12 protein-coding genes are annotated in these 13587 nt (G+C 46.7%); 3 read left to right on the top strand and 9 right to left on the bottom strand.

The genetic code is table 11. The features are described 5' to 3' along the window. The first annotated feature begins 128 nt into the window (after nt 1–128). Together treB and treC are read left to right on the top strand one after the other, a co-directional pair. Nucleotides 129–1553 carry a PTS trehalose transporter subunit IIBC gene (gene treB, locus L4C42_RS14795; RefSeq protein ID WP_353496914.1) on the top strand — a complete coding sequence of 475 codons (1425 nt, stop codon included), beginning with the start codon at nt 129–131 and terminating at the stop codon, nt 1551–1553. 81 nt (nt 1554–1634) lie between these two features. Next, nucleotides 1635–3317, top strand: a complete 1683-nt coding sequence (treC, locus tag L4C42_RS14790) for an alpha,alpha-phosphotrehalase (RefSeq protein WP_353496913.1) — start codon at nt 1635–1637, stop codon at nt 3315–3317. A gap of 186 nt (nt 3318–3503) precedes the next feature. On the opposite strand, the gene L4C42_RS14785 is transcribed toward treC, so the two are convergent. Further along, nucleotides 3504–4103 carry a YitT family protein gene (locus L4C42_RS14785; protein ID WP_353496912.1) on the bottom strand — a complete coding sequence of 200 codons (600 nt, stop codon included), beginning with the start codon at nt 4101–4103 and terminating at the stop codon, nt 3504–3506. A gap of 348 nt (nt 4104–4451) precedes the next feature. Here L4C42_RS14785 and glyA point away from each other — a divergent pair, with 348 nt between their 5' ends. Beyond that, nucleotides 4452–5702 (top strand): serine hydroxymethyltransferase, encoded by a 1251-nt coding sequence (gene glyA / locus L4C42_RS14780; protein ID WP_353496911.1) that lies wholly within the window; start codon nt 4452–4454, stop codon nt 5700–5702. Between the two features lie 86 nt (nt 5703–5788). Here the strand turns inward: glyA and L4C42_RS14775 are convergent, their stop codons facing one another. From L4C42_RS14775 to mrdA, 8 genes are all read right to left on the bottom strand, one after another. Next, nucleotides 5789–6118 carry a hypothetical protein gene (locus L4C42_RS14775; protein ID WP_042496692.1) on the bottom strand — a complete coding sequence of 110 codons (330 nt, stop codon included), beginning with the start codon at nt 6116–6118 and terminating at the stop codon, nt 5789–5791. Between the two features lie 171 nt (nt 6119–6289). Then, nucleotides 6290–7255 (bottom strand): lipoyl synthase, encoded by a 966-nt coding sequence (lipA, locus tag L4C42_RS14770; RefSeq protein WP_353496910.1) that lies wholly within the window; start codon nt 7253–7255, stop codon nt 6290–6292. Between the two features lie 4 nt (nt 7256–7259). Beyond that, nucleotides 7260–7901, bottom strand: a complete 642-nt coding sequence (gene lipB, locus L4C42_RS14765) for a lipoyl(octanoyl) transferase LipB (RefSeq protein ID WP_429761035.1) — start codon at nt 7899–7901, stop codon at nt 7260–7262. 175 nt (nt 7902–8076) lie between these two features. Further along, nucleotides 8077–8355: a DUF493 family protein YbeD gene (ybeD, locus tag L4C42_RS14760; RefSeq protein ID WP_042496698.1), complete on the bottom strand. Its 279-nt coding sequence runs from the start codon at nt 8353–8355 to the stop codon at nt 8077–8079. Between the two features lie 143 nt (nt 8356–8498). Beyond that, complete coding sequence (locus L4C42_RS14755; protein ID WP_353496909.1) at nt 8499–9677, bottom strand: serine hydrolase; 1179 nt, start codon at nt 9675–9677, stop codon at nt 8499–8501. Nucleotides 9678–9776: 99 nt separating this feature from the next. Further along, nucleotides 9777–10580, bottom strand: coding sequence for a septal ring lytic transglycosylase RlpA family protein (locus L4C42_RS14750; RefSeq protein WP_418641995.1), 804 nt, complete (start codon nt 10578–10580; stop codon nt 9777–9779). After that, entirely contained in the window at nt 10580–11701 is a 1122-nt protein-coding gene (gene rodA / locus L4C42_RS14745) for a rod shape-determining protein RodA (RefSeq protein WP_353496907.1), read from the bottom strand. The genes L4C42_RS14750 and rodA overlap by 1 nt, the downstream gene beginning before the upstream one ends. Then, nucleotides 11698–13584, bottom strand: coding sequence for a penicillin-binding protein 2 (gene mrdA / locus L4C42_RS14740; RefSeq protein WP_353496906.1), 1887 nt, complete (start codon nt 13582–13584; stop codon nt 11698–11700). Before mrdA ends, rodA begins: the two co-directional genes overlap by 4 nt. Nucleotides 13585–13587 lie beyond the last annotated feature (3 nt).

Here is a 13587-nt window from a genome sequence, read left to right as displayed (position 1 = left end):
CATGGCACACTTAACTCAATCTTTGGGAATGTTCCCATTCGCATGTTGCGATATTATTAATATAACGAGACAAATGGACCTAGACGTCTTAACCCTACGTCTCTATATCAGGAAAAGGTGTACAAACGATGAGCAAAATAGCCCAGCAAGACATTGCAGCGATCATCGACGGTGTTGGCGGAGCTGACAACATTGCCAGTGTTAGCCACTGTTTAACTCGCTTAAGATTCGTTCTTAACGATACCGATAAAGCCGACAAGTCGGTACTAGAGAGCCTCAAGATTGTTAAAGGCTGCTTTACCAATGCAGGTCAGTTCCAAGTGGTGATTGGCACTGAAGTTGATGAAGTCTACAAAATGTTGATTGACTCAACAGGTAAGAAAGCGGCATCTAAAGACGATGCCAAGCTGGCTGCGCGCCAGAACATGAACTTTCTAGAGCGTGGTATCTCGCACTTAGCCGAAATTTTTGTTCCCCTTTTGCCGGCGATTATCACAGGTGGTTTGATTCTTGGCTTCCGCAATGTTATCGGCGACATCCGTATGTTCGATGGCAAAACCTTAGTGGAAATCAGCCAGTTCTGGGCAACTGTTCACTCGTTCTTATGGCTTATCGGTGAAGCTATTTTCTTCTTCCTACCGGTTGGTGTGTGTTGGTCTACGGTGAAAAAGCTTGGTGGTACGCCCATTCTTGGTATCACGCTGGGTGTCACCTTAGTATCGCCCCAGCTGATGAATGCTTATCTCATAGGTAAAGAAGTGCCAGAGGTTTGGGATTTCGGATTGTTTGTGATTGAGAAGGTGGGCTATCAGGCTCAGGTGATCCCGGCGATGCTGGCAGGTGTGGCACTGGCGCTAATTGAAACCAACTTAAAGCGTATTGTCCCAAGCTACTTGTATCTGGTTGTGGTGCCATTCGTATCAATCATTCTGTCGGTCATTCTTGCTCATGCTTTCATCGGCCCGTTTGGTCGCGTGCTAGGTGATGGTGTTGCGTTTGCGGCAAAAGCTGCGATGACGGGTGATTTTGCAGTACTTGGCTCTGTGGTCTTTGGTTTCCTATACGCACCGCTGGTTATTACTGGTATCCACCACACAACCAATGCGGTTGACCTTCAGCTTATGCAAGACCTAGGTGGTACGCCAATCTGGCCTTTGATCGCACTGTCTAATATCGCTCAAGCATCTGCTGTTGTTGGCATCATCATTATCAGTAAGCGTGAGGGTGAGCGTGATATCTCAGTCCCCGCTGCTATCTCGGCTTACTTAGGTGTCACTGAACCTGCTATGTACGGTATCAACCTGAAGTACAAGTTCCCAATGCTGAGTGCAATGATTGGTAGTGCAATTGCGGCAGCTATCTGTGGCAGTGCAGGCGTGATGGCGAACGGTATCGGTGTCGGCGGTCTACCAGGCATCCTATCAATTCAGCCGCAATACTGGATGGTGTATTTCATGGCGATGCTAGTAGCAATGGCCGTGCCGATTCTACTGACTTTGTTCCTGTACAAACGCGCTCAATCAAAAGGTGAGCTAGAGCTTGCGAGCGCGTAACCCCCATTAGTGGCTCACATTGAGCCACTTCTTTGCTTTTTATTTTGACGAATTTCCAAATTGGTAAGTGAGATTAAACCTATGAGTCAAACTGCTCAAAAAGACTGGTGGAAAACAGCCACGATTTATCAAATCTACCCTAAGAGCTTTTGCGATAGCGGTGATAAAGGAATGGGCGACATCAAAGGGATTACCTCGAAGCTTGATTACTTATCGAAGTTAGGTGTAGACGCGATCTGGCTTACTCCAGTGTATGCCTCACCAATGATTGATAACGGTTACGACATCTCTGATTACTATGCGATCAACCCTGACTTTGGCACCATGCAAGATTTTGATGCGTTGCTCGCTGCTGCCCATCAGAAAGGTATCCGCATCATTATGGATATCGTTGTTAACCACACCTCAACCGAACATCAATGGTTCCAGTCGGCACTTGGAGATAAACAAAGCCCGTACCGTGATTACTACATCTGGAAACCCAATGAAGGCAAATTACCCAACAACTGGCAGTCAAAGTTTGGTGGCTCTGCATGGGCATTAGATGAAGCCACCGATGAATACTATCTGCACCTATTTGCCAAAGAGCAGGCTGACCTTAATTGGGAAAACCCAACAGTTCGTGAAGAAGTAAAACAGGTCATCGAGTTCTGGGCACAGAAAGGCGTGGATGGTTTTAGGCTTGATGTGATCAACCTTATCTCAAAACAGCAAGACTTTGCTGATGATGATATTGGTGATGGTCGCCGTTTTTACACTGACGGTCCGCGCGTTCATGAGTATTTACAGGAGATCAGCGAAGCGGTATTCCAGAAGTATGGCTCGGTCACCGTTGGTGAAATGTCTTCAACGACTCTAGAGCATTGCCAGCAATACAGTTCACTCGATAACAAAGAGCTTTCGATGGTGTTCAATTTTCATCACCTAAAGGTCGATTACCCAAATGGAGATAAGTGGACGAAAGCGGACTTCGATTTCCAGCAGCTAAAACAGATTTTTAACCACTGGCAGACAGGTCTAAATGGGAAAGGCTGGGGCGCACTGTTCTGGTGTAACCACGACCAACCTCGCGTGGTCAGCCGCCTTGGCAATGATCAGCAATACCGAACTGAGTCAGCAAAAATGCTGGCAGCGTCTGTCCATCTGATGCAAGGCACGCCATATATTTATCAAGGTGAAGAGATCGGCATGACCAATCCGAGCTTCACGGATATGAGCCAATATCGAGATGTCGAAAGCCTTAATATGTATCAGCTGATGGTTGAGCAGGGCGATACCTCTCATGATGATATGATGGCTATCCTAAGACAGAAATCTCGTGATAACTCTCGCACACCTATGCAATGGAATGACAGCAAACACGCTGGCTTTACCCAAGGTACGCCTTGGATTGGCGTCGCTGAAAATTATCCTCAGATCAACGCTGAGGCAGCGGTTGAAGATGAGCAGTCGGTATTCTACTTCTACAAAGAGCTCATTGCGCTTCGTAAGCAGTTAGCGGTGATTACTGACGGTAGCTATGTGGATTTGTTCCCAGAGCACACTCAGGTTCATGGCTACTTGCGTGAGAGTGAAGATGCGATGCTGCTGTGCTTGAACAACTATTATGGTGAAGAAACTAGCGTGGTGTTGCCGGAGCAGTTTGATGGCTTGGTGAGTCGTGCTGTGTTGAGTAATTGTGGGGTTGTTGGTGAGGTTGAACTGAAGGGTGAGGTGGTTTTGAGGCCTTATGAGACGTTGGTGTTGTTGGTTGATAAAAACTAAGAACAAGATCAAGAGATTGACCCCCTCTAGCTCCCCCGGCTACGCGCCCCGTTATAAAGGGGGAGAATCATTGCTCGTTACTGACGTAACATTGCACCTTTACATAAGGCGATGCGATAGCGAGCCAGTAGTTCCTCCCCTTAATAAGGGGAGGCTAGGAGGGGTAAAAAGTGAGCGAAGCGAGTCTCACCCATAAGTCACCACATACCTAGTCGGCTTATGATTCATCGCCAATACCAAATTCAACATCACCGCACCAAGAATCGAAATCGAAATAATCGACGGCGACACAAAGAAGAACGACGCAACAAGAATGGCACTATCAATCGCCATCTGCGTTTTACCGACCGAAATTCCAAACTTGTCCTGGATAAACAGACACAACACATTAAAGCCACCTAGGCTTGAGCGGTGCCTGAATAGAATCAGCATACCAAGACCCATCAATAAGCCACCGGCGATCGCGCAGTAGATAGTATTGACGTTATCCAGTGTGACCACTCGATGCATGTTGTCCGTAATAATAGATACTAAGGCACCAGAAATGGCGCTGCTAGCCGCAAAGCGTTTACCGAAGCGTTTCCAAGCAAGTAGGTAAAATGGGCTGTTTAGGGCGAAATAAAGCGTACCAAAAGAAATTGGTACAAATTGGCTCATAAGAAGGGCAAGACCTGTGGTGCCGCCAGTTAAAAGTTGAGCCGACTGAAGAAAGAATATTCCCTGAGCGACGATAAAGGTGCCAGTTAGAATCGCTATCCAGTCTTCTTTGAGTGTGTGTTTTTGCATCAATTTTAAATTCTTCTAGTCAATAAACGCCGCAATATTATTGAAAAGTTGATGTTTTCGGTAGCTTGAAGGGTAAATTTACGGTAAACCTATGTAATTCAATTTTTACACTGTGTAAATGGAATTATTGACACTTAGCGCATTCGAACGATGCACTTTATCGGGGCATATGATGAAGCCTAAGGTTCACTATGAAAAAACTGCATGAGAAATTTCCAATTTTCTCTTTATGACCTAGATCAAATTATGTATCATGCGAGTCATCAAATGTGGTGACGAAAACGTTTGCTTTTGGTCATTGTGTGGTTTTTTTGAAACTTTCAGAACAATCTGAGTCAGGAGATACAGATGCTTAAGCGTGATATGAACATCGCTGATTACGATGCGGAGCTATTTGCAGCAATTCAAGAAGAGACACTACGTCAAGAAGAGCACATCGAGCTAATCGCTTCGGAAAACTACACCAGCCCGCGCGTAATGGAAGCGCAAGGCTCTCAGCTAACCAACAAGTATGCTGAAGGCTACCCGGGTAAGCGCTACTACGGTGGTTGTGAGTATGTTGATAAAGCGGAAACACTAGCGATTGATCGTGCGTGTGAGCTATTTGGTTGTGAGTACGCGAACGTTCAGCCGCACTCTGGTTCTCAAGCGAACAGCGCAGTGTACATGGCGCTGCTTAACCCAGGCGACACAGTTCTAGGTATGAGCCTAGCGCACGGTGGTCACCTGACTCACGGTTCACCAGTAAACTTCTCTGGTAAGCACTACAACGTGATTCCTTACGGTATCGACGAAGCGGGTCAAATCAACTACGACGAGATGGAGCAGCTTGCTGTTGAGCACAAGCCTAAGATGATCATCGGTGGTTTCTCTGCATACAGCCAAATCGTAGATTGGGCTCGCATGCGTGAAATTGCAGACAAGGTTGATGCTTACCTATTCGTTGATATGGCGCACGTTGCGGGTCTTATCGCTGCAGGTGTTTACCCAACACCGGTGCCACACGCTCACGTGGTAACAACAACAACGCACAAAACTCTAGCGGGTCCTCGCGGTGGTCTTATCCTGTCTAATGCAGGCGAAGACATGTACAAGAAACTGAACTCTGCAGTATTCCCTGGTGGTCAGGGTGGTCCTCTAATGCACGTTATCGCGGGTAAAGCCGTCGCGTTCAAAGAAGCAATGGAGCCAGAGTTTAAAGAGTACCAAGCGCGCGTTGTTAAGAATGCAAAAGCGATGGTTGCACAGTTCCAAGAGCGCGGTTACAACATCGTATCTAACGGCACTGAAAACCACCTATTCCTTGTTGATCTAATCGACAAAGACATCACAGGTAAAGAAGCGGATGCCGCTCTTGGCGCAGCAAACATCACGGTTAACAAGAACTCAGTTCCAAATGACCCACGCAGCCCATTCGTAACGTCTGGTATCCGTATTGGTTCACCTGCGATTACTCGCCGTGGCTTCACTGAAGCAGATGCGACTGAACTTGCTAACTGGATGTGTGATGTTCTAGACAACATCAACGATGCATCAGTGATTGAAGCAACGAAAGCAAAAGTACTAGAGATCTGTAAGCGTCTGCCTGTTTACGCGTAATTCTCTACGGCTTTAAAGCGAACAAAAAAAAAGCGAGCTAAATGCTCGCTTTTTTAGTGCTTGAAACTTTTAAGTCGTAGGTAATGTTACTTATTAATGTTGAGCAGAGTGCCTGATTTACAGCGGAATGAGTAATATTTACGACTTTCGCTAAACTGACCTAGGCCTTCACCATTACAATAATCAATATTGATATCGCGCATGATATCCAGCGTCTTCTCGCTGTTCAGTGCGAACTTAGCGCCGTCCTTACAAACGATACGAACGCGACCATCGTCGCTAACCGAGTATAGGTTTACTTCAGTATTACATAGCTCGAATGACGCTTCTAAATAGTTGTCTTGCTGGGTGTTCTGCGCACAGCCTGCAATCACAGTTGCCGCGAGAATAGGCAAACCAATTTTCAATAACTTCATGTTACGTCCTTGATTGGGTGAAACTTTTTATTTAAGCCTACCTAAAAATAGCAAAAATGCGAGTATGAGATTGTCATGTTGCATATTTTTCTCAAAAAAAACACGGATTGCTTCAACAGCGAATCCGTGTTTTATGTCCGAAAAAGGCAATGTTACTTCTAAAAAGTAATGCTATTTCACTTCTTCGCCTTTTGCTTGTAGGTCTGCATGGTACGACGAGCGAACAAATGGACCACAGGCTGCATGGGTAAAGCCAAGTTCAAGGGCGATCTCTTTTAGCTCATCAAACTCTGATGGCGGTACATAGCGCTCAACCGGTAAGTGATGACGACTTGGTGCTAGGTATTGACCCAGTGTAAGCATAGTGACGCCGTGAGCACGGAGATCTTTCAGTACTTCAACAATCTCTTCTTTGGTTTCGCCCAGACCCATCATCAAGCCAGACTTAGTCGGTACGTCAGGGTGCATCTCTTTAAACTTCTGAAGAAGCTGAAGTGACCATTTGTAGTTCGCACCCGGGCGCGCCTTACGATATAAGCGTGGAGCTGTCTCTAAGTTGTGGTTAAACACATCTGGCGGGTTATCTTTTAGTGCTTCAAGCGCTACATCCATACGGCCACGGAAATCAGGTACCAGGGTCTCGATGCGGATCTCTGGGTTAAGTGCGCGAATTTCACGGTTGCAGTCTGCAAAGTGCTGAGCACCACCGTCACGCAGGTCGTCACGATCCACAGAGGTAACCACTACGTATTTAAGCTTCATGTCCTTAATAGTTTGCGCAAGCTTTTGCGGCTCACCAGTTTCTGGCGCATTTGGACGGCCATGAGCTACATCGCAGAAAGGACAACGACGAGTACAGATAGCACCAAGGATCATAAAAGTTGCTGTGCCGTGGTTAAAGCACTCAGCCAGGTTAGGGCATGAGGCTTCTTCACATACCGAGTGAAGATCGTTTTTGCGCATTGCAGACTTGATGTCTTGAATACGCTGACTGTCCGCTGGCAGCTTGATCTTCATCCATTCAGGCTTACGAAGGATTTTTTTTTGCTCGGTAGGCATGTTCTTTACGGGAATCAATGCCATCTTGTCAGCGTCACGGTACTTGACGCCTTTTTCCATTTGGATAGGTTTGCTCATCGTCTTATGCTTCTTCGCTGAATTCTACTTGCTCGTAATCAAGTATTTCTAATAGTGCTTTGATCATTTGGTCTTCGACAGTCGAGACCTCTTTTGGACCACCCAGTTGGCTCACTTGAACCATTTCCATCCCAGCATAGCCACAAGGGTTGATACGAAGGAAAGGGGAGAGATCCATATTAATATTTAGCGCCAGTCCGTGAAATGAGCACCCTTTACGGATACGCAGACCAAGGGAGCAGACTTTTTTACCATCGACATACACTCCAGGGGCATCGGGCCTAGCCGCTGACTCAATATCATACGCGTTAAGTGCGTTGATAACGAGGTTTTCGATGTGCGTAACCAGCTCGCGAACGCCAAGCTTTTTACGACGCAAATTGATAAGAAAGTAGGCAACGAGCTGACCAGGACCATGATAGGTGACCTGTCCGCCGCGATCGCTTTGAATGACTGGGATATCACCAGTGTTGAGTAGGTGCTCTTCTTTACCTGCCTGTCCCTGAGTAAAGACAGGGTTGTGCTCCACTAACCACACTTCGTCGCGTGTATCGTCTGTTCGATTGTCAGTGAAATCATGCATGGCTTTCCAGACTGGTTCGTAGTCTTTTCGCCCAAGCTTCCTTACAACTAGCTGATTTTCCACCAGTCACCTCGCTGCTACTTAATAAAGTATTCGCATTATAAACATGTTGATGGTTTTGAACTACTAATAAATAACGAATTCTTAACCATTACATGATGCTGGATATTTATCTGATTGATAAATAAAAAGAAAGCAGCCTAAGCTGCTTTCAAATAAATTTGAAACTTTCAATTTATTATAGAACCATACGAACAATGTCGATATCACCAAGTTCTTTGTAAAGGGTCTCTACCTGCTCGATTGAGGTCGCTGTAATGTTAATAGATACAGCGTGGTAGTTGCCTTTTGCACTTGGCTTAATGGTTGGGCTGTAGTCCCCTGGCGCGTGGCGTTGGATCACTTCCAGCACTTTTTCAGGAAGCTCTGGTTTAGCGTAACCCATCACTTTGAAGGTAAAAGAGCAAGGGAACTCGAGTAGGTCTTTGAGTTTTGCATCAGAGTTGATGGTCAACATAGTAGGGACTCCAAAAAATACCAATTCTTTATAACGGTGCGAATAGTAATGCCTTACGTGGACGATCTCAAGCCAATGAAAAAGTAAAGCCGCTTATAGCGGCTTTACGATGACTCGATTACTTTGGCGTTAAACGCTAGGGCTTAGAAAAAGCTCTTGAAAAGTAATACGATGTAATCCCACAAGCGACTGAACAGGCTGCCTTCTTGAACATCTTCAAGAGCAAGCAGTGGGTATTCAGCTACGTCTTCGCCTTCTAGTTGATAGTATAGCTTACCAACGACATCGCCTTTAGATATTGGTGCTTCTAACTGCTTTTCAAGTACGAAGCTTGCTTTTAGGTTTTTCGCTTGGCCGCGTGGCAGTGTGACATAAGTGTCTTGGTTCACACCTAGCGCGACGGCGTCTTTGTCACCCATCCATACTTTTTCTTCAACGAAGGTTTCGTCTGCTTTGTGTGGATTAACCGTCTCGAAGAAGCGGAAGCCGTAACTCAGTAGCTTTTTACTTTCCGATTTACGAGCGTTGGCGCTCTTAGTACCCATCACGACGGCAACAAGACGCATCTTACCTTCAGTTGCTGAGCTCACTAGGCTGTAGCCAGCTTTGCTTGTGTGGCCAGTTTTGATGCCATCAACGTTCATGCTCTTGTCCCAAAGTAGACCGTTACGGTTGTATTGGGTGATGCCGTTGTAGGTGAATTTCTTCTCAGAGTAAATACGGTACTCATCTGGCACGTCTTTGATAAGCGCGCGACCCAGAAGAGCCATATCATAAGGGGTTGAGTACAGATTCGGATTGTCTAGACCGTGCACGTTAGCAAAGTGCGAGTTGGTCATGCCGATAGACTTCGCCCATGCATTCATAAGGTCAACGAATGCATCTTCTGAGCCTGCAATGTGCTCAGCCATCGCGACACAAGCATCATTACCCGATTGAATGATGATGCCTTTGTTTAGCTCATCAACGGTAACCTTGGTGCCTACTTCAATGAACATCTTTGATGAATCAGGGAAGTTCTTTGCCCACGCATTTTTGCTGATGGTCACTTCGTCTTGTGGTGAGATGTTACCGCGCTTTAGCTCTTGGCCGATAACATAGCTGGTCATCATTTTGGTCAAACTTGCCGGGTGGAGCTGAGTATTCATCTCTTTCTCAGCGAGAACCTTACCAGAGTTGTAGTCCATCAAAACGAAGCCTTTCGCTGCGATTTGAGGTGCATCAGGCATGACAACAGGTGCCGCAAAGGCAGAAGTTGCTGCCAAAGTTGCGGAAAGAGCAATAGTGGTTACAAATTTCATAGAAGATTTATTCTTATTCATTTCGAATGCGTTTGAGTAATAGTTCGTATAGTAACAGAATGTTGCCTGCAAACTAGATAGCTTACACTAAGTAACAACGGTTATTTATGTCAATGATGTTTACAGTTTTTTGACGAAAGCTGAGGGGTATCCAATCTTTTGCACCTGCTCCAGTACGTCTTGAGTTTGCTTGTAATCTTTAAAGGGGCCAAGCATCAGTCGATAGTTCTTGTTTACCGGGGTAAGAAAGGTGTCGACAGATAGCTTTTCACTCAGTTGCTTGGACAAGTTGTCGATGCGATCTTTATGAGGTGAGGCAACGACTTGAATAGTGTACTCCGGGTGCTTGCTCAGCTCATGTTGACTAGATGGTTTTTCGACGATAATCACTTCAATTTCGACGTTAGCCGTACCCGTTTTAATCACATCTAGCTTGTTTGCTGCTGCATAACTTAGGTCGATAATACGGCCGTCATGGAAAGGACCACGGTCATTAACACGAACAATGGTCTCTTTTCCGTTATCAAGATTTTTAACTTTAACATAGCTCGGTAGAGGCAAAGTCTTATGGGCTGCCGACATTGAGTACATGTCGTACACTTCGCCATTCGAGGTTAAGTGTCCATGGAACTTTTTGCCATACCAGGATGCTTCGCCACGCTCTGTAAAACCTGTTGGGTCTTTAATCACGGTGTAGCTTTTGCCGCGCAGGCGGTAACTCTTATTACCCCCGAGACTGTATGGTTCATACTTTGGCACCGCGCCTTCAATATGATCGACAGAAATAGGCGCGCTAGGTGCCACATCGTCTTTCAGGTCATAGCGACTGTCTGATGACGAAGAGCACCCAGCTAGGGCGGTCAGCCCTAAGGCCAAACCCAGCCAAGAAAGGCGCTGGCGCCATGTGTCATTCCGTTTGTTCATTAGGTTGCCTTTGAGAATGCTTTTCGGTGTGTATGAATTGACATCAGAATGCCAAATCCAGCCATGAGGGTCACCATGGAGGTGCCACCGTAGCTGATCAGCGGCAATGGTACACCAACTACCGGTAATATACCGCTCACCATACCAATATTTACAAAAACATAAACGAAGAAGCTAAGAACGATACTGCCAGCCATCATTCGACCGAACGCAGTTTGTGCGGAACTGGCTAGATATAAGCCTCGCCCGATAATGAATAGATAGAGAGTAAGCAGCAATAGAATTCCGAACATTCCCCACTCTTCAGCAATAACCGCAAAGATGAAGTCGGTGTGACGCTCAGGCAAAAACTCGAGCTGTGATTGAGTGCCTTGCATCCAGCCCTTACCAGTGATCCCGCCAGAGCCGATAGCAATTTTACTTTGAATGATGTGATAACCCGCGCCCAGTGGATCCGATTCGGGGTCAAACAAGGTACGTACGCGTACTTTCTGATACTCACGCATCAAAAAGAACCAAAGCACCGGGACAAAGGCACTCAGCGCAAGCACGGCTCCAAAGATAATTTTCCAGCTGATACCAGCTAAGAAGACAACGAAGATCCCCGAGGCGGCAATCAAAATGGAAGTCCCAAGGTCTGGCTGCTTGGCGATTAATATTGTGGGCACGAACACCATCACTAGCGAGATGATTAAGGTCTGAAACGTGATGGGTAGTGAACGCTTACCAATGTAACGAGCCACCATCAAGGGTACCGCCAGTTTAAGAAGCTCTGAGGGCTGAAAGCGCACAAAGCCCAAATTTAGCCAGCGCTGAGCCCCTTTTGAGGCTTCACCAAAGAACAGCACGCCAAACAGCAGCATGACGCCCGCAAAGAACATTAAAGGAGCTAAGGTTTCATAGGTTCTTGGCGATAGCTGGGCGAGGACAACCATTACCACTAGAGCAAGTACCATACGCATTGCTTGCCTGTCCATCATAGCCATACTTTGGCCGCTGGCGCTGTACATTACTACAAGACCAAAACCCATAAGTGCCAGAATTCCGAGCACCAAAGGCAAATCGATGTGGAAGCGTTCGAACATCACTCGGCTTTGACCGGTGGAAGGATCAAATCTCATTCTTCTTCACTCTCTTCCTTTTCTGCCAATGCTAAGTCGAACAGCTGTCGAGCGACTGGCGCTCCGTTGCTAGAACCACCACCGGCGTTCTCAAGTACGACAGTAACCACGACCTCAGGATTCTCAAACGGGGCGAAGCCGGTAAACAATGCATGGTCTTTCAGATGCTCTGCGAGCTCTTCAGCGTTGTACTCTTCGTCTTCTGCCAAGCTAAACACCTGTGCAGTCCCCGATTTACCACCACTTTGAAAAGGCATATTGGCGAACGCGCGTCGAGCTGTGCCTTTAACGCCGTGGTTTACCCGGCGCATACCTTCTAAAGCAATATCCCAGTAGCGCTCTTGTACACCGGTAATAGGGGGTCTCGAGTCAACTTCACTTAAGGTTTGATGATCAAAGCTGTCGCCATTATTTATGGTCGCACGCAATAGATGTGGAGAGAGTACTTCGCCGCGATTAACCAGAACTGAGGTTGCTTTGGCTATCTGCATTGGCGTTGCTGTCCAGTAACCCTGACCGATACCGACAGGGATGGTATCACCTTGATACCACGGTGTTCTGTGTCTGGCCATCTTCCATTCGCGTGTTGGCATATTGGCTTTGCTCTCTTCGAAGATATCAATGCCTGTGTAGTCGCCGAAACCAAACATCATCATCCACTTCGATAGGCGATCAATGCCCATGTCGTAAGCAATTTGGTAGTAGAAGGTATCCACCGACTCTTCAATCGCTTTGAGAATATCAACCTTACCATGACCCCAACGCAACCAATCACGGAATGGACGTGTCTTCGAGTTTGGAATACGCCAGTAGCCCGGGTCATTACGTGTAGTTTTGGTGGTAATGACGCCTTCTTGAAGTGCGCCGACCGAGATAAACGGCTTAACCGTTGAAGCGGGTGGATAAATACCAAGGGTTGCGCGGTTTACTAGTGGTCGGTTTTTATCTTCCAGTAGTGCGCGATAGCCTTTGCTCGAAATGCCGTTCACAAATGCATTTGGATCGTAGCTTGGGCTGGATACCATTGCTAATACACCGTTATCACTTGGATCAAGAATGATCGCTGAGCCACGTCTGCCATCGAGCAGTTTGTGAACCTTAAGTTGAAGCGTTATGTCCAGGTTCAGAACGATGTCTTTACCAGGAAGAGGTGGCACGAACTTGAGGGTTCTTAATACGCGTCCACGGCTGTTCACTTCCACTTCCTGATAGCCAGCGGTGCCGTGCAAAATATTTTCGTAGTAGCGCTCAATACCGAGCTTACCAATATCGCGTGTCGCCTGATAATTTGCGTCTTGCTCTTCGCGGATCAGGCGGCGCATGTCTCGATCATTAATGCGGGATACATAACCAATTACGTGAGTAAGCACATCACCGTAGGGATAGAAACGTTTTAGGTTCGCAGCTATTTCAACGCCAGGGAACTTATGTTGATGAACGGAAAAGATCGCGACTTGGTCTTCAGTCAATTGGGTCAGAAGCGGGATCGATTTAAAACGGCGAGTACGCTTGCGATCGCGATTGAAGGCTTCTTCACGCTCAGGTGAGATATCCAGATATTGTCTTAGCGCCTGGATGGTTGCATCCATGTCTTTGACTTTTTCTGGTGTGACTTCTAGGTTGAAGACAGGACGGTTCTCCGCCAGCAAAATGCCATTGCGGTCGTAGATGAGCCCGCGATTAGGCGCGATAGGCACGACTTTGATGCGGTTATCGTTCGAGCGGGTTTTATAGTCTTGATACTGGTTGATCTGGATGTTGTAGAGGTTAGCGACGAGCACCAACATCATTACAACGATACCAACAAACGCCACAATAGCGCGACTTTTAAATAGTCGCGCTTCGGCCTGATGATCCCGTATCTGGCTGCGTTTACGTTTCATCGC

Source organism: Vibrio wakamikoensis (assembly GCF_050337275.1).
Classification (GTDB): domain Bacteria; phylum Pseudomonadota; class Gammaproteobacteria; order Enterobacterales; family Vibrionaceae; genus Vibrio; species Vibrio chaetopteri.
Note: the sequence above shows the minus strand (reverse complement) of the source record. Positions and strands in the feature narration are given on the sequence as shown.

Excerpts from the sequence above, each read along its gene's own strand:
- treB (WP_353496914.1), top strand. The coding sequence starts at position 129 with ATGAGCAAAATAGCCCAGCAAGACATTGCAGCGATCATCGACGGTGTT.
- treC (WP_353496913.1), top strand. The coding sequence starts at position 1,635 with ATGAGTCAAACTGCTCAAAAAGACTGGTGGAAAACAGCCACGATTTAT.
- L4C42_RS14785 (WP_353496912.1), bottom strand. The coding sequence starts at position 4,103 with ATGCAAAAACACACACTCAAAGAAGACTGGATAGCGATTCTAACTGGC.
- glyA (WP_353496911.1), top strand. The coding sequence starts at position 4,452 with ATGCTTAAGCGTGATATGAACATCGCTGATTACGATGCGGAGCTATTT.
- L4C42_RS14775 (WP_042496692.1), bottom strand. The coding sequence starts at position 6,118 with ATGAAGTTATTGAAAATTGGTTTGCCTATTCTCGCGGCAACTGTGATT.
- lipA (WP_353496910.1), bottom strand. The coding sequence starts at position 7,255 with ATGAGCAAACCTATCCAAATGGAAAAAGGCGTCAAGTACCGTGACGCT.
- ybeD (WP_042496698.1), bottom strand. The coding sequence starts at position 8,355 with ATGTTGACCATCAACTCTGATGCAAAACTCAAAGACCTACTCGAGTTC.
- L4C42_RS14755 (WP_353496909.1), bottom strand. The coding sequence starts at position 9,677 with ATGAATAAGAATAAATCTTCTATGAAATTTGTAACCACTATTGCTCTT.
- L4C42_RS14750 (WP_418641995.1), bottom strand. The coding sequence starts at position 10,580 with ATGAACAAACGGAATGACACATGGCGCCAGCGCCTTTCTTGGCTGGGT.
- rodA (WP_353496907.1), bottom strand. The coding sequence starts at position 11,701 with ATGAGATTTGATCCTTCCACCGGTCAAAGCCGAGTGATGTTCGAACGC.
- mrdA (WP_353496906.1), bottom strand. The coding sequence starts at position 13,584 with ATGAAACGTAAACGCAGCCAGATACGGGATCATCAGGCCGAAGCGCGA.